Here is a 23,653-nt window from a genome sequence, read left to right as displayed (position 1 = left end):
ACTTACCCCCTTGCTTTGGCGGGTTAGGGGGGTATGTACGAGTAGGCTCCAACACCTTTAAAATAGCCTCTTAGACCTGGAATATGCCTAAGGGCGTTTACCAGAGTTTAGCTGCGATTTCCTTGAGCTTAGCTATTGGTTTGATTCTAATATAGTATGCATTTTTATTTGAAATGTAAACAGCGGACCCGTCGAAACAGGGAACTTCGGATCAGGGAACAGGGAATAGTAGGAAAGAGCTCCAAAGAGTTTTTGATGTTATGAGACATCAGCAAGATTGTTCATGACCTATTTGTAAATCCTATAGCTGAGGTGAGATTTTGCCATCTTTACAAGCATCTCGACAGGGAAGACTAACAATTAAACAGTATCGAAACCGAAAGGGATGGACGATAGAGGATCACAGATGGCTGGTCGAGGCGAGTAAGATCTTAAATCCAGATATCGACTGGGCATCCTCGGAGTATGGGTTGCAAGAAATCTATGCTCCTGGTGTCTCCCTAGCTACTTGGAAACGCTTCTTGCAAGGAAAACCGATTAATGCCCAAGTTTTCCAGGTATTTTGCCAAGTTTTAGGACTTAACTGGGAATATGTAATTGAGAACAGCCTCCCTAAGTCCTCAATCCAGAAGACAACCGCTAAAATCCCCCCAAATCGAGTAGATTGGTCAGCAGCGCCGGATGTGCCAGTTTTTTTTGGACGTACCGAAGAATTAGCTACCTTAGTGGAATGGATTCTCAATGATCGTTGCCGAGTTGTGGCAATTCTAGGAATGGGTGGAATTGGTAAAACTGGACTCTCCCTGAAGCTAGGTAAGGGGGGAATTGGCAAAACTGATCAGTCCCTCAAGCTAGCCCATGGCATTCAGGATGACTTTGAGTACGTAATTTGGCGTACGCTACTGAATGCTCCTCCCATTATCAAAATTCTTGAAGAGCTGATCAAATTTCTCTCCAACCAGGTAGAAACAGATTTACCAGACACCCTAGATGCTCAACTATCACTACTACTTCACTATTTGCGTGAGCATCGCTGTTTGCTAATCCTGGATAATGTGGAGTCAATTCTACAAGGTGGTGAGAAGCCTGGGCAATATCGAGAGGGATATGAGCAGTATGAGCAACTGTTCCGACAAATTGGAGAAGTCTCCCATCAAAGCTGCTTGTTGATCACCAGCCGAGAGAAGCCCCACGCCATTGCCAGACTTGAAGGCAAAACACGACCGGTTCGTTGCCTGGAATTAAGCGGTTTTGATGTTGTAAATGGCAAGAAAATATTTAATTCCATTGCCTCCTTCTCTGGTTCAGATCAGCAATGGCAAAAACTGATTCAATTTTACAACGGTAATCCTTTATCTCTAGAAATTGTTGCCAAGCATATTGATGAAGTTTTTTTGGGTAATATTGGCGACTTTTTAGCAGAAGGTAAACTAGTCTTCGATGACTTTCGTGAAGTGTTAACCTGGCACTTTGAGCACTTGTCAGACCAAGAACAGGAAATTCTGTACTGGTTGGCAATTAATCGGGAAGCAGTTTCCCTTGCCCAACTCCGAGAGGATATCCTCTCACCAGTCGCTAAACAACAGTTACCAGTAACACTGCAATCCCTGCAAAGACGTTTACCTTTGGAAAAAAGTTCAGCAGGCTTTACCCTGCAACCTGTCCTGATCGAGTACATGACTGAAAAAGTCATTGAGCAGGTTAGTCAGGAAATACTCACAGATAAAATAGCTCTGTTTAATTCTCATTGTTTGCTGAAGGCTTTGGCAAAACAGTACCTTCGGGAAGCTCAATCCCTTCTGCTCCTCAAACCAGTAATCGATCGGCTAATCGCTAGTTTGACTAGTCAAGGTCGTCTGGAAGAAACCCTAAATTGTAGTCTTTCAAAGATAAGAGAAGACTTGGTGCCAAAGGTAGGCTATGTAGCCGGTAATATCCTTAATCTGCTCTGCCAACTTAAAACTGATTTAAGGGGTTATGATTTTTCTAATCTCACTATTTTGCAAGCTTACCTTCAGGGGGTAGAGTTGCTAGATGTAAACTTCGCTAATGCTACCATCGCTAAATCAGTTTTTACTCAACCCTTTGGTAGTATTTTGTCAGTAGCATTTAGCCCCGATGGCCAGCTTTTGGCTGCAGGTGATAGCATGGGCAAGATTCATCTGTGGCAAATTGCCGATAGTCAATACCGTTTAACCTTAAAGGGACACACCAGTTGGGTATGGTCATTGGCCTTTACTAGGCTAGATGATGGTAACAGTGAAGATACTCAGATTTTGGCTAGTAGCTCTGAAGATCAAACCGTCAGGCTCTGGGATATTGCTACCAGTCAATGCCTCCACACCTTGCGAGGACATAGGAGTAGAATATGGTCAGTTGCTTTCAGTGGAGATGGCACAATTGTTGCTACTGGCAGTGGCGATAAAACCGTTAGAATCTGGGATGTTAGTACCGGTGAATGCTTGAACATCTTGTCAGAGCACTCCCAGAGCGTAAGAGCCGTAGCTTGTAGTCCCGATGGTGCCATTCTCGCCAGTGGCTGTGAAGATAAAACTGTCAAACTCTGGGACTCTGATACAGGTGAATGCCTCAGCACCTTACAAGGACACTCTCAGCAGGTCAGGTCACTGGCTTTCAGCCCCGATGGAACTACTCTCGCCAGTAGTAGTGATGACAAAACCGTAAGGCTATGGAATCTTAGTACCGGTGAATGCGTTAAGATTCTGCGGGGACATACAAAAAGCATATGGTCAATCGGGTTTAGTAGAGATGGAACCACTCTCGCCAGTAGTAGTGATGACAAAACCGTAAGGCTATGGAATCTTAGCACCGGTGAATGTGTTAATAAGTTGTACGGACATACCAATGGCGTATGGTCTATTGCTTTCAGTCCAGATGGCGTAACCTTAGCAAGTGGTTGTGATGACCAAACTGTAAGGCTATGGAATATTAACACTGGTCAATGCCTCAACACGTTTCGAGGATATACCAATGGCGTATGGTCTATTGCTTTCAGTCCAGATGGCACAACCCTCGCCAGTGGCAGTGAAGACCAAACCGTCAGACTTTGGGATGTTGGTACCGGTGAATGCCTCGATACCTTACGAGGACATACCAATTTGATATTTTCTGTTGCCTTTAGTCGAGATGGTACAATCTTAGTTAGTGGCTCTAAAGACCAAACCCTCAGACTCTGGGATATTAGCACTGGTGAATGCCTCAACACCTTCCACGGACCCAAGTGGGTACTTTCAGTCGCCTTTAGTCCCAATGGAGAAATCTTAGCCAGTGGTCATAATGACGATAAAGTAAGACTCTGGGATATTAGCACCGGTGAGTGTTTCCAGACCTTATTAGGACACAGGAGTTTGGTCTGGTCAGTAGCTTTCAGTCCAGATGGCACAATTATTGCTAGTGGCTGTGAAGACCAAACCGTTAAACTCTGGGATGTTGGCACCGGTGACTGTTTGAGTACTTTGCAGGGACACCGGAATATCATCAAGTCCGTTGTCTTTAGTGGAGATGGCAGAATTCTCGCTAGTGGCTGTGAAGACCACACGGTCAGGCTCTGGGATGTTGGCACTGGTGAGTGTCTCAACACTTTGCGTGGACACACCCATCGCTTACGCTCAGTGGCGTTCAACCCTAATGGTAAACTGATCGTCAGTGGTAGTTATGATAAAACCTGTAAGCTCTGGGATGTTCAGACAGGTGAATGTTTAAAAACTCTCCATGGACATACTAATTTGGTATGGTCTGTTGCTTTCAGTCGAGATGGTTTAATGCTGGCCAGTAGCAGCAACGATGGCACAATTAAGTTTTGGGATATTGAGACGGGTCAATGTATCAAAACCCTGAGAGTGCCTAGACCCTATGAGGGGATGAATATAGCTGGTGTTACTGGTTTAACAAAAGCAACTATTACGTCCCTGAAAGCGTTGGGAGCAGTTGATTAGACTTCGTGGCAGTTGTCGGGAGTCGGGAATCGGGAGTCGGGAGTCGGGAGTCGGGAGTCGGGGGCGTTGCTTAATAATGGAATGATTTTAAGAGTTTTTAGGTGCGCTTTCCGCATCTAATTATTAAATTCGCCACGGGTCGCACCTGTGGAATGGGCATCTTGGTGGAACGGGCATCTGGCCGTGGAATGGGCATCTTGCCCGTTCCTTAGATTTGGGCATCTGGCCGTGGAATGGGCATCTTGCCCGTTCCTTAGATTTGGGCATCTTGCCGTGGAATGGGCATCTTGCGTGGAACTGGCATCTTGCCAGTTTCAATATATTTTCGGGCGGGCAGGATGCCCACTCTACGGATCTGGGAACGGTAAGCACTGCCCACCATAGGATTAATTTCAATCGTGCAACAGCTCAGTTCACCCCTACCTACTAGCAGATAATATTTTTTTGAGACACAAAGCAATTACTCCAAAGATCAGGATGAGCCCAACAGGTACTATCACACTATTGATTAAAGGGTTTTTACAACTGTTCTCCAAGGGTTTTATAATCTTGGATACAGCCTTACACTGCTTCGCTTCAAAATCCACTAAAGCTGTAACCGCTGTGCCCGCACCAACTACCGTTACTATATTTTGAAAAGTGCGATCGCGTTCTGCTTTTTCCAGCTCAATTTGACTACGGATGGCATTTATCCTGGTTTCTAGTAGCCGTAAGCCTAGCGCCATAGTATCATAGTCTTTAGTAACCTGCAATAAGTAATTTTGCTTTACTTCTTTACTAAACGTTTCTAAAAACTTCAGATTATTATCGGCCCCTAATTCTTGGCATTTTTGGTTGATGATTTCTAAACGGGTTTGATAATTGAATAAATTAATCTCGATAATTTGGTTTTGAAAATTTAGTTTAGGCAAATCTAGGGTATAATTATCCAAAGACTTTTGAATATCATCCAGTTTTGCGGCTATGGTTTGCTCCCTAAAGCCAGAAGCGTTTTGGTCATTGATAAGTCTCTGATTTGCTTCAACCTGCTTATAGAAATTGACCAATGAATTTTTGATTAAGCGACTTTGGCTGTAAGCCCATAAAATTTTGTTTCTATAACTAAACAGACCCATCCAATCCGTATACAACTCCGCTGCCTTTTCCATACTTGCTTGGTCAGGAAAGATCATAATGATTACATGGCAGTTGGCCTGATTCAGGGGTTGATATCGCCACAGCTCAAAAACTTCACCACCAAATAACCTGCCTTTTCCATGTAAATCTTGTGACCAATTCGCCCCTTTATCGAAAACATTATCACCAGATTTGGCAATGTCTTTTTCCTGTTTTTTATAACTTTCTGGTGTTGAGACTCCTTGTAAATCTTGTGACCAATTGGCCGCTGTCTGGAAAACCTGATAACAGGATTGAGCAATGTATTCATAGCTTTTGCTCGACGTTTTTGCTAACCATCCAGAAAGCATCCAGGTTTGCCCTAGGGTCGCCATTTCTCCTTGTAATCTCCATTCAATTTCGGCTCGGAGTCTGGCAAAACAGTCAGGGGTTTGGGGGTCAGTTTGATTGTTAATGGAACAATCAATTTGCAAGCCATAGGTATCATTTAAGCGGACAGGATAGTAGTACCCTTCTAGGGTATTGTTAGCTGTCGTAAAGTCATAGTACTTTTTTCTAGGGAGTAGTTCTAAATATTTGGTTTCTAGATCAGGATCGGAAAATTTACTATCGGCTGGGAGTTTAGCTCGGAACTTAGCTTGCTTTTCTTGCTTCTCAGCTTCAGTGAGGTTGAGAGCATCTCGTAAATCATATAAAAATAAATCCAGAGTTGGAAAGATTAGATCGCTCACTATAGCACTCTTTTCAATTGGGTGAGGTACAAATTATTATTTTAGGAAGCAGGGAGTAGGGAGTAGGGAGTAGGGAGCAGGGAACAGGTAACAGGGAACAGGCTAAAAATCCTGTGGAATGGGCATCAGGCGTGGAACTGGCATCTTGCCAGTTAATGCATCAGGCGTGGAACTGGCATCTTGCCAGTTTCATGGTTATTTTCGGGCGGGCAGGATGCCCACTCTACTCTGTATTCATTCGAAGACTGACCCAACGCCAATTTCTGAGTATAGCGTTGATCCTACTTACGAGCTACATTCAATTTTATTCCCCCATCTCCCCATCTCCCCATCTCCCCATCTCCCCATCTCCCCATCTCCCCATCTCCCCATCTCCCCATCTCCCCATCTCCCCATTTCCCCATCTCCCAACTCCCGAATTGGGTACTTTACTTTTTAGAAGTCCCTAAAAACTGTTTCAGTTTTTCCAAGGGTAATTGTTTCACAGCTGCTTCTGGCTGTTCTGTACGACTGACGACAATCACAATATTATTAATGTGTTGGTCATAGCCTGTAGGTGATGACTTAGGTTTATATCCTTTGATGACCCAGACACTACTAGTGGTATCGAATTGCTGGATTTCCGCTTCTGTTGGTAGATACTCTAGGGGAATATCGACCCTAGTGTTAATAAGTTGGGTAGAGTAAATTTGGTAACGTTGATTTAACTCAGGATTAGCTGCAATCATCTCTAGTAACTTGGGTTTGGTATACCTCTCCCAGGCCAGAGGTTGGGCATCGAGTTGATCGCCAATTTCTTTGATGCTCTTAGTCTCAGCTTGACTCAAGGGTGTGTCTAAATCAGTCAGAGCAAGTAAAAAAGCTAATAGGGTTTTGTTAGTATTCATCAGCCACTGCCACTACTTCAATCACTATCTTTATACACGAAAAATTAGCCTAGTGCTAAAATTATTGATAGTATTTTAACCTAATCAAAATTGACAACATTTCTCCAATGATACCAAAATGGGAAGCCCTAATCGTTGGCATTAACCGTTATCCAGAACACACCAACTTTAACGACCTGACTGTTGCCGCCAAAGATGGAAAAAATGTTGCTCAACGATTAAATGAATCTGGCTATGAACCGTTTCGGATTCAGGATTTACCCCTTGGATTGACTCAAAAAGAACCAGAGGAACTATCGAGCAGAGGCATAGTAAAATTAGAGGAATTAAGGTCAGCAGTCGCTAATCTGTTTAATCCTCCCGCTCCCAACCAAGCCCCAGAAACCGCCTTATTCTTCTTTTCAGGCCATGGCTGTAGACAAGAGGTGGATGGTATTGAGGAAGTTTTCTTAGTCACTAGTGATGCCTTTCCTGATGTGGGAATTTATGGCTATCCTCTGCGGGAGTTGGGTGAGCAAATCGCAACTAGCTCAGTGAAAAAGGTAGTGATTTGGTTAGATTGTTGCTACAGTGGCGAGTTACTAAACTTTATTCCAACAAAGAAAATTTACTGCTTGATTACTGCTACTCGTTCCTATGAACCGGGAGTAGAGATTAGCCATGAACAAGGAGTATTTACCAAGGCGTTACTGGCAGGGTTGAATCCGGAAAATCACCCGGATGGTATTGTTACTAGTCATAATTTGGCAGAGTTTATTGAGCAGCGGATGTCAATGACTTCCCAACGTCCTTTAATCGCTAACTCTGAACAAGCCATTCTACTGACTACCCTGTTTCCGAAACTGAGCTTTCAGGATAAGTGCCCCTACCGGTCTCTGTCTTATTTTACCGCTAAACCAGAGGATGCTCTGGTGTTTCACGGTCGCTCTAAGTTGACCGAGCAGTTAATTGGGCGAGTTAAAACTAAAGACCGTCTGCTGATGGTGTTAGGGGCTTCCGGTAGTGGCAAGTCTTCCTTAGTTAGGGCTGGATTATTGTATCAGCTGAAGTTAGGGCAGGCTATTGCTGGAAGCGATCGCTGGCATTATTTGGAACCTTTCACTCCTAGTGAAATACCTTGGAAAATGTTACAGGAGGTGCTGGAAAAGGGGGAGGGCGAGCAGAACCAACCAGAGAATTCTAGTAAAACTCGGGTGGTCATGATGATTGACCAGTTTGAAGAGTGCTTCACCATGATCAAGCCTTACCAACGCCAAGAATTCTTTGACCGTTTGATTGAATTAATCGAGAATACCAACAATCTAATTGTATTAATTGCTATGCGCTCTGACTTTCGGGGGTGGCTGCAAGAGTATCCTAAATTAGTAGAGAAGATTAATAGACCATTAATCAATGTTGAACACTTGAACTGTCAGGAAATTGAAGAAGCGATCGCTAAACCGGCGGAATTAGTAGGATTAAGGATTGAGGGCAGATTAAAACAGCAACTGATTAACGATGTGGAAGATTATCCAGGCAGCCTTCCCCTGCTCCAATATACTCTGACGGAATTATGGAAACAGTCAAGACAGCAGCAGGAAACGTTTTTACGGTTAGAGACTTATCAACAGTTAGGGGGAATTGAGGGAACTCTGGAAAAGAGAGCCAATCAGGTATTTGATAGTCTCTCACCGGAAGAACAAAGTGTGGCTAGGCGTTTGTTGTTGGAATTAACTCAAGTGGGAGATACTCTCGATACCCGTAGACGAATACGCCTCGGTCAGTTAGTCAATTCTCACCACAGTTTAGAACTGCTTGATGCTGTTAGCCAGAAGTTAGCCAGTTCAGACAACCGCTTGATTACCAGAAGCCATGAGGAAAATTCCCAGGATGTGGTTTTGGATGTAGTTCATGAAGCCTTAATTCGCCACTGGGGAAGGTTGGTGGAATGGAAGCAGACTTACAGAGAAGCAATGGTGGTGGAACGTAAGCTGGAAGCGGCGGCTCTTGAATGGCAGCAGAAGGGAAAGAAGCGTGATGATGTTGGTTTACTGTTGCAAGGGGGGAGGTTAGTAGAAGCCCAGGAGTATTTAAACGAGTATGGTAAGTTGGGCATGTTGAATGGGCTGGCCGAGGAATATATTGAGGTAAGCCGTCACAAGCACAAGCAAATCACCCGTAACCGCCGGTTAGTGGCGGGAGCGTTTATTGGTGTGTTGGTATTGGGGACAGTTGTTTCGACAGCTTTTGGGTTACAGTCTAGTAAACAGGCGAGAGAGGCAAGACGAGGTGAAATCGAACTCCTGAGTCAATCTTCAGAACTCTTGTTTACCTTAGAGCAACCCTTTGATGCTCTAAAAGAGAGTTTAAGGGCAGTAAGAAAACTCAACAAGGCGTATTGGGTAAAAGGTGATACTAGAGTTAGAGTGATCGCTAGTTTACGGCAATCTCTCTATGGAGTGAAAGAATTTAATAGCCTAGACAGACATACGGCACTTGTCCGGAGCGTTGCCTTTAGCCCAGATGGCGAAACTATCGCTACTGCTAGTTATGACAACACGGCGAAACTGTGGAATCGCGAAGGCCAACACCTGTACACCCTCACTGGACATAGCGCTCGGGCTTGCTGACGGACACAAGTGCTTGAAAAGCAAGTAGGGGAGGGGTTGGACAAAACAGAAAAATCTGGGTAAATGGGGTAGTCAATAAAAATCCCAATTATGACCCAGAAAAAAATCTACTCACAAGTNCTTCTAGGGGTCGGGTTTGCACCGCCATCCAGATGAATAGTTATAACTCTTTTTGGGGTTTTCCCCGCGAGTTACCTGAGTCATACCCCTCCCGGTGAGGGAGGCTCCTACTCAGAACAAGCCGCACTTAGCCAGAGAATCTATGTAAAGTGTGCTGCCATTAGATTCCTGTTGAAGTTCAGTCAGTAGCATGATTGCGATCGCTTCAATCTGTGGATTGCGAGTCCGAAATTCAGGCAGTAATTCTAGCCGATCGGGATTCTGTTCAAGGGTTTGGCTAGCTACGCTTTGAATAAACTGAGATTTAAGCCGAATCTGCAAGTAATTATCATCACTGTCCCACCGAGCAAAAAACGGTGTCTTGGCAGGGGTAATGGACATGTCTCCTTTTTTATACAGCCCTGTATAAGTTTTGCCTGCCTGAATTTGCAGCAACCGAACGGGACGAGGAGCAAGGGAGATAGAAAGGGTATGCTCATCATTGTAATGACAATTTCCCTCTCCAGCAGGATGTTGGAAGTGTTGGACTCGAATATTCTCCCAGCTTTGTGTTTGGGGAGACTTCTGGGATAAGCCATTTGTTTGAGGCTGTTGGATAGCAGGATTTTTCATTATCCAACTCCAGTGCGTCTAGTTCCGATTATAGTCAGCTTGGGGTGCTTTCCAGCAAAAACGTGAAAAGCGATCGCAAGATTGTGATAGTACCACAAGAACTAGACAGCTTAGCATCAATCGCCTTTCTAAGCTGTAAGGGTGATTGTTAAGCAGAAAGTATCAACAAGATGAATATACTTATTTTTGGTTCAACCGGTGGTACAGGTCGGCAGGTTGTGGAACAGGCCCTTGAGCAGGGACACAGGGTTACAGCATTTGCACGGAATCCCGCCAAGCTAGATATCAACCACGCAAATCTCAAGGTTGTTCAGGGGGATGTCATGGATGTCACTTCAGTGGAGAAGGCGGTCCAAGGTCAAGAAGCAGTGGTGTGTGTACTCGGAGCAGGTCAGAAGATGACAGGGACAATCCGGTCAGAGGGAACACAACAGATCATTCACGCCATGGAAAAAGCAGGAATCCGACGCTTTATCTGCCAATCAACCCTTGGAGCAGGAGATAGTTGGGAAAATCTGAACTTTTTCTGGAAGTATATCATGTTTGGATTCCTGTTACGACACGTGTTTGCTGATCATCAAAGGCAAGAGAACTATGTTCAGCAAAGCAGTCTAGACTGGACAATTGTTCGTCCTGGAGCCTTTGTAGATGGGAATCGCACTGGCAAATATCGACACGGATTTCCAAGTAACGATAAGACATCAAAACTCAAAATTTCTCGTGCTGATGTCGCTGATTTCATATTGAAGCAACTGGCAGATGAAAAGTATATTCACAAGACACCAAGTTTGTCGTATTGAAGTAAGCATTCAGCATTCAGCTATCAGCTATCAGCTATCAGCTATAGCGCAAGTCAGAAGTTAGAAGTCAGAAGTCAAAAGTAAGCTATGACTGAGTTTCGGAGTTTAGGAATGTCAAACATCTGAATGCTTAATGAAATATCAGCCAAAAACTGACCGCTGACGGCTGACCGCTGACCGCTTAGATATTAAACACTTTCACAAAACACGAAAATTCCCAGGAGACTTTATGGTAACTGTTCACAACTTCCGCTTTTCTCTAATGCTGTTAACAGCAATCGGCAGTAGTCTGGCCGCTGGCATCTTCTTCGCCTTTTCGACCTTTGTGATGAAGGCTCTGGCTCAGCAACCACCAGCACAGGGTATTGCTACCATGCAATCGATCAATATTACTGTGATCAATCCCTGGTTTATGCTGGCATTTCTGGGAACCGCTGCTGCTGGCACATTGCTGACTATTTCGTTACTGTTGCAGTCGCATCAACCAGGTGCTGTCTATTGGTTGGCCGGTACTCTGCTTTATCTGATTGGCACAATTGGCGTTACCTTCGCCTGCAATATCCCCCTGAATGATGCCCTCGCGATCGTCACGCCAGACAGTACTGAAGCTACAACCCTATGGGCAAGATTCCTGACGGATTGGACATTTTGGAATCACGTTCGGACGGTAGCAGCAGTTTTGGCAGCGATGCTGTTTACAATTTCCCTTTGCGTTCGCCCTTAGGCGGGCACGAAGTGCCATCGCAAAGGGCGATTTGGAATGACGGACCAAGCTACACTCATCCGATAGGGGAGTGTAGGTTGGTTTTTTATTGTCCTCAATACAAACAATCATGTAGCCTGCCAGGATAGATAATGGCATGTGCTTGGAAGTAGGGATGTTGCCAGGTAAGATGTCATTACCCCTGATTACTTACCAACTTACACCCTTGCGACTTGCTAGTATCTAGCGTCTAAAATAAAAGAAAGTAATCGATACTACAATTCCTCAAGAAACTTGACAGAACCAGAACCGCCAAAAAAATTAGTCATCAAAAGAATACCCTCAATTGAGCGCAAACCCCAAATCGCACTCAAGAGCGTTACTAATTCTGAGGGTGAAGTTTTCCAGTGCCAAGACCAGATTAGAATAAAAGCGCCTTGGGGAAGTAGAGCTACTGCCGAGATTACAGCCTTGTATCAGGATGAGAGTGGCAATGCTTGGGCGCAATATAAGCCCAATGAATCTGACCCGAAGTGGGATTGGGAGGGAGGCTGTATCCGTGCAGAGCGACTGAGAAAACCTTGAATCCTAGGTCTGTGACTGATTCGAGCTCTTATCTAGGATAAGGCTTGACCATCTTAGTCGCCCAATACACATGGAAAACCTCTGTGACTGCTCCAGCCCGTCGAATCGGCACTGTCCCTATTTCCTGCATATCCTGAAAATAAGCTCGATAGCTATCTGTCAACTCTTGAAATCGCTCCAGAGTAACGTATAGTCCATCTTTACCCAACCATTGCTCCGGCTGGAACCAGACCATAAAACCACGCATATCCTCTCCCAAGCAGGTAATTGGTGTAGAGGTCAGGGGAGTAATCGCCATCCCTACGATCCCACTGATATAATACCCATTACTAAAGACAAAGCTAGACTTTTGTAATGCTTCACTTAGGACAGGAGACTGAGCAAATCCTTGTCGCAGTTGCTGAATATCAATCAGTTCTGTAGAGGGGTCATCCTTGGGAGAGACAAAACCCCCCAGTAAAGCATAGTGACCGGATTTTTGCAGTGTTCCTGTAGTGATATGTAGCAGCACAAACAATAATAGGCTAGCTATTGCTATGGCTGAACCCTTTAGCCATCGGTCAACCCAACGGCGCGATCGCACTTTGTGCCCGCCTAAGGGCGAACGCATTTGCCACTGTTGCGCCTGTTGCCCTAGTAGTAAGGTTATCCCCCAAAATCCTGGCATCGGCCAAGTGGGCAAAATTTGGTGATATCCTGCTAAGAGGGTAAAGCCTAGAACTAGGGGTAGGGATACCCATAGGATCAATCTTGACTCCAATTTTGATGTCTTGCTATACCCGGTAAATTGAGCAAGTAGCGATCGCAAACTCACCCACCACATCGGCAATGCCATCGTAGGGAAAAGATAAGCTATCCCAGATAAAACTATCACTAATACATTTAGCCAATTGTAGCCCTGCTGAGGTACCTCTGGCTCTGGTTTAAAACGGGTGGATAAATGGAAAGTAAACGATATCCAATCATGCTGTATATTCCAGTACCAAATTGGAAAAATAGTTATGATAAATAACATTAAACCTAGCCATGCCCAAGGTGACAACAATGCACAACGATGACGTGGACTCGTTAAGCAAAAACCAACTAATCCTAATCCCAAAACAAAGCCATGATATTTACCTAGACAAGCTAAACCTACTAAAATACCTAGGAGTGCTAACCGATAGCTAGGTCGGTATGAATCATAAATAGGGGTTAGGGTGTGGGGGTTAGGGTGTGGAGTATTGTAATATAAACTATTGGGTTGACTAGAGAATTTTTTCCTTGAATGTTTCCCTCTTAGGGGAAAAAATTCGTAAGCAGCACATAACAAACTAGCTGACCAGAAAAATATCAGGGGACTATCGGGTAAGCTAAGCACACCAAAGCCAATTTGAAAAATCGGAATAATGGTAGCGATCGCTAACGTCAATCGAGCTGCTTTGGTGTTAAATAGATGAGTGCTAGTCAGATACAGTAGCAATAGGCTACCTGTATACAAAATCAGGGCACCCAGACGAATAGTGAATTGGGAAACCTCTCCCGTTATCCAAGTCCCAAAGCCAGTAGTCAGGGCAACTAAAACTGGGTGATCAAAATAACTCCAGTCTAGATGCAGGCTATAGACATAGTAATAGGCTTCATCAATACCAGGGTAAAGCCAGAAAGCAATGATACACCGAAACAGTAGCCCCCCTAGCAGCCAACCAAGTACAAATTGATGTTGAGACAACCTTTTCAGGGCGTTATGCATCATATATAGCAGTTTTCAATGGGGTGAGTTACAAATTACTGGCTTTTAGGGAGCAGGAATCCCCCGTAACCCCCCGCGCGTAAGGCAGGGCTGTTTCATTGTAAGCATTCAGCGGTCAGCGGTCAGCGGTCAGCGGTCAGCGGTCAGCGGTCAGCGGTCAGCGGTCAGTGGTCAGCTTATTTTATTCAAAGGTGCGCTTGACCTTGGCGAATTTAATTCGCCACGGGTCGCACCTAAAAGCACCGATTGCGCTACGGGCACGCTGCGCGAACAGTAGCGTGCCCGTAGCCCATTAGCTGATATAGCAAAAGTCAAAAGTCAGAAGTCAGAAGTCAGAAGTCAAACTCTTGCGCTTACTTAGGTTTGAGACTTTTGTCATGTCCGCGCCTGCCCTGGCGACTGCTATAGCTGATAACTGATAGCTGAATGCTTAGGTTTGATGCTCGTCAAAGATAGATAGGGAGATAGCAACTGTTTATAAGTGTTAATCCAAATCTAAATCCGTTACTGCTCCGACACTACTGGAAGAGACTAAGGTGGCATACTTTGCCAATACCCCTGTGGTATAACGGGGCTTGGGTGGTTGCCAACTAGCACGGCGTTGCTCTAATTCTTGATCGGACACATTTAGTTGTAAGGAACGCTGATGGGCATCAATGGTAATCATATCCCCTTCCTGGACTAATGCGATCGCACCTCCAACCGCTGCTTCTGGTGCGACATGACCGACTACCATGCCATAAGTACCTCCAGAAAATCGTCCATCGGTAATTAATCCGACCGAATCACCTAACCCAGCACCAATAATGGCTGATGTGGGAGCCAGCATTTCCCGCATGCCTGGGCCACCCTTTGGTCCTTCATAGCGCACCACAATCACATCACCAGAGTTGATTTTACCGGCCAGAATCGCATCTAAGCAGGCTTCCTCGGATTCAAATACTCGTGCTGGACCGGTGATTTGAGGATTTTTTACCCCAGTAATCTTTGCTACTGAGCCTTCTGTGGCCAGATTGCCTTTCAGAATGGCTAAGTGTCCTTGAGCATACACAGGATTATCCCAAGGACGAATTACATCTTGGTCAGCAGGGGGTTGATCAGGTACATCTGCTAACACTTCCGCTATAGTTTGGCCGGAAATGGTCAAAGCATCCCCATGGAGCAAATCATGGACCAACAGCATTTTCATCACTTGGGGAATCCCCCCGGCGCGGTGCAAATTGACAGTGACATAGCGACCACTGGGTTTGAGGTCACACAGGACTGGTACTTTAGCCCGGATGGTTTCAAAGTCATCAATGGATAAGGCTACTCCAGCAGCATGGGCGATCCCTAACAGATGCAAGACGGAGTTGGTGGAACCACCTACTGCCATAATTACTGCGATCGCATTCTCAAAAGCCTTTCGTGTTAGAATATGCCTAGGTAGTATTTGCTGGCGAATTGCTTCGACTAACACAAAAGCAGATTTCTCAGCACTATCGGCTTTTTCAACATCTTCCGCCGCCATGGTAGAAGAATAGGGCAAACTCATCCCCATTGCCTCAAAAGCAGAGGACATAGTATTAGCGGTAAACATGCCGCCACAGGAACCAGCACCAGGGCAAGCGTTGAGTTCCACCGCCTTGAGTTTAGCGTCATCAATCTTGCCAGCACTGTGTTTCCCAACCGCTTCAAAGGCACTAACTACCGTTAAATCTTCACCATCTAGATGTCCAGGTTTAATCGTGCCACCATAAACGAAAATTGCTGGGATATTCATCCTGGCAATGGCAATCATCGCCCCTGGCATATTCTTATCGCAGCCGCCAATGGCCAAAACTCCATCCATACTTTGGCCATTACAAGCGGTCTCAATGGAATCAGCAATTACTTCCCGGGATACCAGGGAATATTTCATCCCTTCCGTTCCCATGGAAATCCCGTCACTAATCGTAATTGTACCAAACATTTGAGCCATAGCACCAGCAGTTGTCAATCCCGCCTCTGCTCGTTTGGCCAAATCATTTAACCCCAAATTGCACGGAGTAATAGTGCTGTAGCCATTAGCAAGACCAACAATGGGCTTAGTAAAATCGTCATCAGTGAAACCAACAGCCCTCAGCATGGCTCGGTTAGGCGCTCGCTGAACACCTTGGGTAACCACTTGGCTTCTCAAATTCTCCGGCATGGATATGTTCCCCTCAAAGGTTAGAGTCTCTACCAGAGATTTTAGATTTAGCCATGAAATTTAGCCATAATATCAACTCTGGTTGAATACCCATCATCGGAAGTGTGGCAAGTTTGAGGAGTGTGGGAAGTGTGGGAAGTTTGGGAAGTTTGGGGAGATGGGGAGATTTTTATTAAGGGTATGACAACCGGATTTAGCTAGATTAGCTAAGGGAGTGCAGTTTCCTCGACTGGACGTACAATTGCTGATGTCTTACTTTGCTCTGGCTTAAAGATGGCATCAAGTGCCTCTTTTAGATTTTGAGCCATAATAATCTGGTTTTGATAAACCACAATAACTCGCACTAATGTTGGGAGACTATTTTGCTCAGCTTCTAAATACAATGGCTCAACATAGAGTAGCGATTGCTCGATGGGAATAACCAAAAGATTCCCCTGAACTGCTCTTGAACCTTTTTGATTCCATAAGGAAATTTGTTGAGAGATGACTGGATCTTGATTAATCAGAGCTTCAATTTGCTCTGGTCCATAGATGAGTTGTTGCTTGGGAAACTGATACAGGAGTAACTTGCCATATTGATCCCCATCAGAGCGACCAGCTAGCCAACCAATTAAATTATTACGACCTGTAGGTGTATAGGGGTGGAGCAAGATAAATTCTTCTGATTTCTCCTTGGGGAGTTTCATGATAATGTAGTAGGGTTCCACTGGTTGAGATTTACCAGCATAAATTTCCTGGGGAATCCGCCACAAATCCTCTTGGTTGTAAAAGACCTGGGGGTCAGTCATGTGATATGCTAGCAAGCGCTCGGATTGGATATTAAATAGATCAATGGGGTAGCGCAGATGAGTCCGCAGGTTGGTGGGCATCTGATCCAGTGACTTGAAGAAATTTGGTAAAATCTTACTCCAAGTTTGAATAATCGGGTCTTTTGGGTCAGCTATGTAGAAACTAACATCGCCATTGTAGGCATCAATAACCACTTTTACGGAGTTACGGATGTAGTTAAACTGGTTGTCACCTGGGTCGGCATAGGGGTAGCGATCGCTTGTGGTGTAGCCATCCACAATCCAGTAGAGATAATTCTTAGTGACCCCTGACTCAGCTTGAGAAGTATCAGCAATTACCAGGTAGGGGTCAGCGTCATAGCGTAAGAAGGGAGCGATCTCTTGAATCCGTTGCCGAATATTACGGCGAAACAGTAACCGTGTTTCGGGTGTGAAATTCCCAGTCAGTACCATCTGCCAGTCTTTGAGATACTGGGCAAACACTAACCGCCGCCAAAAGGAGTTTAGGGCAATACCACCAGTGCCATCGTAGGTGTTGTAAACGTTGTCGTCTCCACTGGGATAGTCTAATTCCTGAGTTTTGGTGGAGGTCATGATATAGTTATTGGTCAGTTCTCCGTAGTAAATCCGGGGTTGACCAATGGGGATACTATCACGAATTTCTGGAGAGGATGTATATAAGCTTCCTTTGAACCCTTCACCTCCACCAGAACCGATGTCTTTAATAAAGTAGTATGGCAGTCCTCCCTCTCCTACCTGATTCACAGCAGAGAGGGTAAAGCCATAGCCATGGGTATAGACTAAGTGTTTGTTAACCCAAGTTTGTGCTTGTTTGGGCACAGCATCATAGTCTAATTCCCTTGGAGCAATGAGTACTTGTTGTTTGTGAGTTTTTGAAGGTTTTATCAGGGTTGAAGGTTGTTTGGTTGAAGGTTTTCTAGAGGTTGAAGGTTGTTTGGTTGAAGGTTGAAGGTTATTTGGTTGAAAGTTACTTGCTTGTTCGCGTAGCGTGGCCTTTTGGCCAAGGTTACTTGCTTGTTCGCGTAGCGTGGCCTTTTGGCCAAGGTTATTGGCTTGTTCGCGTAGCGTGGCCTTTTGGCCAAGGTTATTGGCTTGTTCGCGTAGCGTGGCCTTTTGGCCAAGGTTATTGGCTTGTTCGCGTAGCGTGGCCTTTTGGCCAAGGTTATTTGGTTGTTCGCGTAGCGTGGCCTTTTGGCCAAGGTTATTTGGTTGTTCGCGTAGCGTGGCCTTTTGGCCAAGGTTATTTGGTTGAAGGGGGTTTTTTGAACTTTCAACCTTCAACTTGCCAACATTCAACCAGTCAAGATTCAACCAGTCAAGATTCAACCAGTCAAGATTCAACCTGGCAACATTCAACCTGCCAACATTCAACCTATCAACATTCAACTTGCTAACATTCAACTTCTCATCAACCTTCAACTTGCCAACATTCAACCAGTCAAGATTCAACCAGTCAAGATTCAACCTGGCAACATTCAACCTGCCAACATTCAACCTATCAACATTCAACTTGCTAACATTCAACTTCTCATCAACCTTCAACTTGCCAACCTTCAACTTTTCAACATTAAACCCAGCCTTCAACCCAGCCTTCAACCCAGCCTTTAACTGGTTTGGATTAACTTTAATGGTGTAGCGATCAAAATTGGCGTCGGGAAATTTGTAGTAAAGTCTCAGTTGTTGGAGCTGACGATTACTTTGTAATAAGGGGCGGGTATCCCACAGGGGAATGTTGTCGATGGTTAGGTGATTTTTTTCTAGATCGGTGCTGGTCAGATTACCTTGGGGGTTAAAGGTTTCAACTTCAACACTATCGAGGTCAAAGGCTGCTCTGGTCAGGGCAATAGTCCGAGCAATATAGGGTCGTTCTAAGGCTAACTCGTTGGGTTCGACTTTAAACCGTTGCACTGCTGCGGGTAAGATTACCCCAGCAATTCCCCATATCCCTAGGTATAAGCCGAGTATCCACAATGCTATTGGTATTTTGGTGGGCAGACGGCGTATCCAGACAATTGACCTCAAGAGTAACAACAGTGCGATCGCAAAGGCCAGAATGCTCAATCCTGTATTAAAGGGCAACTTGACTGAGACATTGGTATAGCTTGCACCGTAAGCCACACCACGGGTTGAATACAGTAAATTGTACCGGGAAAACCAATAGTGGAAGGCTGTGATTGCCGACACAGCAGACCCAAGGCCATATAGGTGCCGTAGTTGGTTTTGGGAAAATCCTGGAAATTTACCATCTGAGAGGCTATTGCCTGAGGTTAAGTAAATTAGCCATACCGCAACTAGACCAAAGAGAAATAATCCCCCTAGCCAAAAATCCAATAGTTGCCATACCGGTACACCAAATACGTAGAAGCCGATATCCTGTCTAAATAGTGGCTCGGTAGTGTTAAAGTGAGTGGGATAGAAATACTCTAAAATTCTGCCCCATTGTTCTGAGATCACCATCGCCCAGGAAAAACTTAGTGCTAGGGCGATCACTCTTAACCACAACTGAGTATTCACCATTAGCCCTACCATCACTGCCGATATCATCCCCAGCTGCCAAACTAGATGGCTTCTGGATTCCGATAAAAATAGCTTTCCGAGAGATACCCAACCCAAGGGTGACGGTAGGGGGGGGGTCGCTTCACTCAGAAAGGTGGCTGACAAGGTTTCCCGATTGAAATGCCAAACAGAAAAGGCCATTTTTCCGTAGTACAACAGCACCACCCCAACTAATACACTGAGTGCTAGGGCAAATGGCAAAAGCGATCGCAATCTGAAGGCTGGGCGTTTTCTAGAAAATTTTCCTCTTGGTCTGACTCCCGATCTCACTATTGGGGAGGGTGAGTTTAACTGTGTTTGGTTAAGGGTTAAAGATGAAGAGTCAAGAGTTTTAAACCCTTTTAGCCAGGTAATCTCGAGATCAGCTAAGTTTTCTGGATGCTTGAAATGGTTGGCTAACCGTAAATTGGTCAGCAAAAACCCCAATGATAGGCTAAAGACAATTCCCCACAAACTCAGCTGGGTCTGCAAATGCAGCAAGAAAGCGGATAGATAATCCACTTCGGTGAACCATAAAATTTCTGCTACCAGGTGAGATAGCAAATTCCAAGCTATCCATAAACCCAGTAGCCCAGTAACCCAGCGCAAGAGTTTGGTCATTGGTCTTTAGTTTTGAGTCATTACCAGGATAGCGTGGTTCCTCAAAAACCCAAGACTTTACGGACCTGGTGGGCAAAGTGCTGTTATCTATAATACTGATTTGAACCAAACTGTTTTTGCCCACCCTACAAGCTACAAGCTGCTAAATTGCTTGCTTGCCAGTATCCAAATTAAACAGCATTTGTAACGATTCCATCGCCAGGCGTCGGGTTTCAATATCTTGCTGTGCTCGTAATTGCACCATCGGGTCATGAAGGATTTTGTTAACAATCCCTCTGGTTAGGGCTTCGATTACTTCTTGATGTTTTTCGGCAAATTCTGACCCAAGACGGGATAGAGCTTTCTCTAGCTCTTGCTCACGGATTGTTTCGACCTTGCTGCGCAAGCTACTAATGGTAGAAACGGTTTCTAGGGAACGCCACCAGATGTCAAAGGCTTCCACTTCTTCGTATAAGAGTTCTTCTGCTTCCATGGCCATCTTACGACGGCTTTCCTGATTCTGTGCTACTACTGCTTTTAAGTCATCCACGTTGAAGGAGTGGACAGTCTCTAGCTCATCAACATCCGCTGCCACATTACGAGGCACAGAAATATCAATTAGCATTAAGGAATGGCTTGTCTGCAACACTCCTTCTAAATTCGACCGAGTCAGCAGTGGTTCGGTGGCACCGGTGCTAGTAAATACGATATCTGACTGAGCAACCACTGTCATCATATCTGACAACGAATCCAGTTTTAGATCCGCTTTGGGAAACGCTTTTGCTAACTCTTCAGCCCGTTTGGTGGAACGATTCAGAATTGAGATATCTACGGCACCTTTGGCCAGCAGATGTTTCACCAGCAAGCGCGACATCTTGCCAGCACCGATAATTGCTATTTTATAGGGGGTCAAAGAGGTGCCATAAAGGGTCTCTACCTTCTGCTGAGCTAACTCTACCGCTGCTGAGCTAATGGAGACCGCCCCTGTTCCAATACTGGTTTCCGTGCGAACTCGCTTACCGGCTGTAATTGCTTGTTTAAACAATCGATTCAGTAGACGTCCGATTCCCTTGTGTTGCTGACCAAGTTTGTGGGTGGTTTTGACCTGAGCTAGAATTTGCCCTTCTCCTAAGACTAGGCTATCTAGACCTCCAGCAACCCGCATTAAGTGCATGACTGCATCTTGATACAACAGAATAAATAGGTGGGGGCGCAACTTGGCTAGAGGAATGCCAGCTTTTTCTGTCAGAAACTGGCACAATTCTCGAATTCCTGCATCAGTTTCTGTGGTTACTATATAAACTTCCAACCGATTACAAGTACTCAGTATCGCTACCTCTTCTATATGAGGATAGCTACATAAGTGGGGCATCACAGTTTCTAACTGGGCTTCTGGAATGCTCAGTTTTTCTCTGACTTCAACCGGTGCTGTCTTGTGGCTCAGACCTACTACGGCAATGTTCATGGTTTTGATGGGAATGTTTTGATAGGAGTAGGGAATAGGGAATAGGGAATAGGGAACAGGGAAAAAATATTGTGTACTTTATTACGTTATATTGGTAATTTTTTATCGGTTTGTTGGTACAAATGTTTCCTACATAATGTTTCCTACAAATCCTTACTAAAACGAAGTTGAAGGAAGGGTTAAACTAGGTTTTAAACCTTCCTTCAAGCTTGAACTACTGTTGCGGTTAGGGCGTGTTTTCAAAGTTTTCCGCAAGATTATGATCCCCCCCAGCCCCCCTTAAAAAAGGGGGGAGCCATACTCAAAGTCCCCCTTTTTTAAGGGGGATAATGGGGGATCTCCGAGGCAAGAAGACACGCCCTAGGCGCTACAGGGGTAAGGATTCGGCTGATAGCTGATACGCGACACGCTGATAGCTTACCTACAAGGTTACAACCCTCTTCCTAAGAGTTAGCTCAATTGGATATACTTGGGCTGTTCAAACATATGGACGGTGTCCACAAATCGAGCGGTTTTGGACTGACTGGAAATAACTAGGCTTTGAGTCCGTGCTCCACCTTGGAAGAACCGAACCCCTTCCATCAGGGTTCCTGGGGTGATACCACAAGCAGCAAACAGTACGGTCTCACCAGAGGCTAGTTCCTGAGCATTGTAAACCTTATCGGGATCGGTAATACCCATTTCGTTGAGCCGGGCAATGTTGCTTTCCTTGCTCTCCCCAATCAAACCAGTTTTCACGATGGCGGGATCGTAGATTAGCTGACCTTGGAAGTGTCCCCCTAAGGCACGCATTGCTGCTGCTGAGATTACCCCTTCCGGTGCAGCACCGATTCCCATCAAGGCATGGATATTGGTACCAGAAAAGGCACAGGAGATGGCGGCGGAAACGTCACCGTCACTAATCAGTCGCACCCGAGCACCAGCTCCCCGGATTTCCTGGATCAAGTCCTTGTGACGGGAACGGTCCATCACAACCACCACTAGTTCTTCAATGGAGCGCTCTAGACAATCGGAGAGGATTTGCAGATTTTCCGTTGCGGACTTGTTGATATCCACATGATTCAATGCTTGGGGTGGTGCTGCCAGCTTCTTCATGTAAAAGTCAGGAGCAGCAAATAGACCACCTTTCTCGGAAATAGCTAGCACTGCCATTGAACCGTTTTGGCCATAGGCAACTAGGTTGGTGCCTTCGCAGGGGTCAACCGCAATATCAATTTCGATCAGCTCACTTGGGTTACAGAAGTCGGCAGCATTCTCTTGGGTGCAAATCCCAACTTCTTCACCAATGTAGAGCATGGGAGCATCATCCCGCTCCCCTTCTCCAATTACAATGCGACCCCGCATATAGATCTTGTTCATCCGCTCCCGCATGGCTTCTACAGCCACTTGGTCAGCAGTGTTTTTCTCCCCTTTACCCATCCATTTGGCGGATGCGATCGCAGCTTTCTCTACGACTTCTATAATTTCTAAGCCTAGTGTATTTTCCAAAGCGCCCGTTCTCCCAAAAGCTTGATGAGCTTATTTTCTTAATTATTTGTTTACAGTCTTTAAGTCTATCAGAGCTTGGTATCTCGTAGAAGGGAACAGGGAATCGGGAATCGGGAATTGGGAATCGGGAATCGGGAATCGGGAATCGGGATCGGGAATCGGGAATCGGGAATCGGGAATCGGGAACAGTGACTGAAACCCTTTTCCCTCCTTAGTTTCAAATTCCCCCCTTATTAAGGGGGGTTAGGGGGGATCACCCACACTGCCTATTTCTTGTTTGCCCCCTAAATCCCCCAATTCTGGGGGACTTTGATATCATTACTACCCAAAATTTTGGGGTTAGGGGGGATCACCCATCCTGCTTCTTAAACCAAGGACCCACCACCTGGATCAATCTGGTCAGTGCTCCCAATAACACTGCGATCGCTAAAATCATTTCCGCTGGACTGTCCCCATCCTTGAGCCAGAGTGCAGGATTTTCCATTAGGGGCTGTGGTTCTTCGACTAATGCTATGGTGTCAACTCCTTGATTATCAACGACTTGCTCTTTGAGGTCATTCATGGTATTGCTTCGATTACCTAACTGAATCCATGGTGACCTGGGGGTAGTGTCTAAAAGCAACAGTTAGGTTTAGGGTAGCTACAACCACCGTGTATCAAGGCTAGACTAGTTGAGGGTAGCTTCTGCAATTGTGGGAAAACCTACCCTAACCCTCAACTTTCTTTCTTGCCCAT

The 23,653-nt window shown here is 45.3% G+C and carries 17 protein-coding genes; 6 read left to right on the top strand and 11 right to left on the bottom strand.

Annotation, left to right across the window (positions count from 1 at the left end; genetic code table 11):
• Positions 1–320: 320 nt before the first annotated feature.
• Together F6K51_RS03745 and F6K51_RS03740 are read left to right on the top strand one after the other, a co-directional pair.
• The gene (locus F6K51_RS03745) at positions 321–3,956 is read left to right on the top strand and encodes an NB-ARC domain-containing protein (RefSeq protein ID WP_293018150.1); all 3,636 of its coding nucleotides are present in this window, start codon (positions 321–323) and stop codon (positions 3,954–3,956) included.
• A gap of 147 nt (positions 3,957–4,103) precedes the next feature.
• A complete protein-coding gene (locus tag F6K51_RS03740) occupies positions 4,104–4,340 on the top strand; it encodes a hypothetical protein (protein WP_293018149.1) in 237 nt (78 codons plus the stop codon).
• A 35-nt stretch (positions 4,341–4,375) separates the two neighbouring features.
• Here F6K51_RS03740 and F6K51_RS03735 read toward each other — a convergent pair whose 3' ends face one another.
• The 3 genes from F6K51_RS03735 to F6K51_RS03725 form a co-directional block, all read right to left on the bottom strand.
• Positions 4,376–5,803: a hypothetical protein gene (locus F6K51_RS03735; protein ID WP_293018148.1), complete on the bottom strand. Its 1,428-nt coding sequence runs from the start codon at positions 5,801–5,803 to the stop codon at positions 4,376–4,378.
• Positions 5,804–6,084: 281 nt separating this feature from the next.
• A complete protein-coding gene (locus F6K51_RS03730; protein WP_293018147.1) occupies positions 6,085–6,207 on the bottom strand; it encodes a hypothetical protein in 123 nt (40 codons plus the stop codon).
• Positions 6,208–6,231: 24 nt separating this feature from the next.
• Entirely contained in the window at positions 6,232–6,690 is a 459-nt protein-coding gene (locus F6K51_RS03725; RefSeq protein ID WP_293018146.1) for a hypothetical protein, read from the bottom strand.
• A gap of 107 nt (positions 6,691–6,797) precedes the next feature.
• Between F6K51_RS03725 and F6K51_RS03720 the strand changes: the two genes are divergently transcribed.
• Entirely contained in the window at positions 6,798–9,299 is a 2,502-nt protein-coding gene (locus tag F6K51_RS03720; RefSeq protein ID WP_293018145.1) for a caspase family protein, read from the top strand.
• 231 nt (positions 9,300–9,530) lie between these two features.
• On the opposite strand, the gene F6K51_RS03715 is transcribed toward F6K51_RS03720, so the two are convergent.
• Positions 9,531–10,031, bottom strand: coding sequence for a hypothetical protein (locus F6K51_RS03715; protein ID WP_293018144.1), 501 nt, complete (start codon positions 10,029–10,031; stop codon positions 9,531–9,533).
• 170 nt (positions 10,032–10,201) lie between these two features.
• Between F6K51_RS03715 and F6K51_RS03710 the strand changes: the two genes are divergently transcribed.
• From F6K51_RS03710 to F6K51_RS03700, 3 genes are all read left to right on the top strand, one after another.
• On the top strand, positions 10,202–10,831 hold the full coding sequence (locus F6K51_RS03710; RefSeq protein ID WP_293018143.1) for an SDR family oxidoreductase: 630 nt from the start codon (positions 10,202–10,204) through the stop codon (positions 10,829–10,831).
• A 229-nt stretch (positions 10,832–11,060) separates the two neighbouring features.
• Positions 11,061–11,555 (top strand): anthrone oxygenase family protein, encoded by a 495-nt coding sequence (locus F6K51_RS03705; protein ID WP_293018141.1) that lies wholly within the window; start codon positions 11,061–11,063, stop codon positions 11,553–11,555.
• 273 nt (positions 11,556–11,828) lie between these two features.
• Positions 11,829–12,119: a hypothetical protein gene (locus F6K51_RS03700; protein WP_293018140.1), complete on the top strand. Its 291-nt coding sequence runs from the start codon at positions 11,829–11,831 to the stop codon at positions 12,117–12,119.
• A 28-nt stretch (positions 12,120–12,147) separates the two neighbouring features.
• Here F6K51_RS03700 and F6K51_RS03695 read toward each other — a convergent pair whose 3' ends face one another.
• The 7 genes from F6K51_RS03695 to F6K51_RS03665 form a co-directional block, all read right to left on the bottom strand.
• Complete coding sequence (locus F6K51_RS03695) at positions 12,148–13,830, bottom strand: glycosyltransferase family 39 protein (RefSeq protein ID WP_293018139.1); 1,683 nt, start codon at positions 13,828–13,830, stop codon at positions 12,148–12,150.
• A gap of 505 nt (positions 13,831–14,335) precedes the next feature.
• Positions 14,336–16,021 carry a dihydroxy-acid dehydratase gene (gene ilvD / locus F6K51_RS03690; RefSeq protein ID WP_293018138.1) on the bottom strand — a complete coding sequence of 562 codons (1,686 nt, stop codon included), beginning with the start codon at positions 16,019–16,021 and terminating at the stop codon, positions 14,336–14,338.
• Positions 16,022–16,227: 206 nt separating this feature from the next.
• Positions 16,228–19,986: a UPF0182 family protein gene (locus F6K51_RS03685; RefSeq protein ID WP_293018137.1), complete on the bottom strand. Its 3,759-nt coding sequence runs from the start codon at positions 19,984–19,986 to the stop codon at positions 16,228–16,230.
• 142 nt (positions 19,987–20,128) lie between these two features.
• Positions 20,129–21,430, bottom strand: coding sequence for a glutamyl-tRNA reductase (locus F6K51_RS03680; protein ID WP_293018136.1), 1,302 nt, complete (start codon positions 21,428–21,430; stop codon positions 20,129–20,131).
• A gap of 450 nt (positions 21,431–21,880) precedes the next feature.
• Positions 21,881–22,918, bottom strand: a complete 1,038-nt coding sequence (gene glpX / locus F6K51_RS03675) for a class II fructose-bisphosphatase (RefSeq protein WP_293018135.1) — start codon at positions 22,916–22,918, stop codon at positions 21,881–21,883.
• Between the two features lie 68 nt (positions 22,919–22,986).
• Positions 22,987–23,139, bottom strand: coding sequence for a hypothetical protein (locus F6K51_RS03670; protein WP_293018134.1), 153 nt, complete (start codon positions 23,137–23,139; stop codon positions 22,987–22,989).
• 128 nt (positions 23,140–23,267) lie between these two features.
• Positions 23,268–23,480 (bottom strand): hypothetical protein, encoded by a 213-nt coding sequence (locus tag F6K51_RS03665; protein WP_293018133.1) that lies wholly within the window; start codon positions 23,478–23,480, stop codon positions 23,268–23,270.
• Positions 23,481–23,653: the final 173 nt, after the last annotated feature.

Origin of the sequence: Moorena sp. SIO3I8, from assembly GCF_010692325.1 — a bacterium.
Lineage (GTDB): Bacteria > Cyanobacteriota > Cyanobacteriia > Cyanobacteriales > Coleofasciculaceae > Moorena.
Note: the sequence above shows the minus strand (reverse complement) of the source record. Positions and strands in the feature narration are given on the sequence as shown.

Coding starts and splice junctions, on each gene's coding strand:
- F6K51_RS03730 (WP_293018147.1), bottom strand. CDS start 6,207: ATGGGGAAATGGGGAGATGGGGAGATGGGGAGATGGGGAGATGGGGAG.
- F6K51_RS03725 (WP_293018146.1), bottom strand. CDS start 6,690: ATGAATACTAACAAAACCCTATTAGCTTTTTTACTTGCTCTGACTGAT.
- F6K51_RS03720 (WP_293018145.1), top strand. CDS start 6,798: ATGATACCAAAATGGGAAGCCCTAATCGTTGGCATTAACCGTTATCCA.
- F6K51_RS03715 (WP_293018144.1), bottom strand. CDS start 10,031: ATGAAAAATCCTGCTATCCAACAGCCTCAAACAAATGGCTTATCCCAG.
- F6K51_RS03710 (WP_293018143.1), top strand. CDS start 10,202: ATGAATATACTTATTTTTGGTTCAACCGGTGGTACAGGTCGGCAGGTT.
- F6K51_RS03705 (WP_293018141.1), top strand. CDS start 11,061: ATGGTAACTGTTCACAACTTCCGCTTTTCTCTAATGCTGTTAACAGCA.
- ilvD (WP_293018138.1), bottom strand. CDS start 16,021: ATGCCGGAGAATTTGAGAAGCCAAGTGGTTACCCAAGGTGTTCAGCGA.
- F6K51_RS03685 (WP_293018137.1), bottom strand. CDS start 19,986: ATGACCAAACTCTTGCGCTGGGTTACTGGGCTACTGGGTTTATGGATA.
- F6K51_RS03680 (WP_293018136.1), bottom strand. CDS start 21,430: ATGAACATTGCCGTAGTAGGTCTGAGCCACAAGACAGCACCGGTTGAA.
- F6K51_RS03665 (WP_293018133.1), bottom strand. CDS start 23,480: ATGAATGACCTCAAAGAGCAAGTCGTTGATAATCAAGGAGTTGACACC.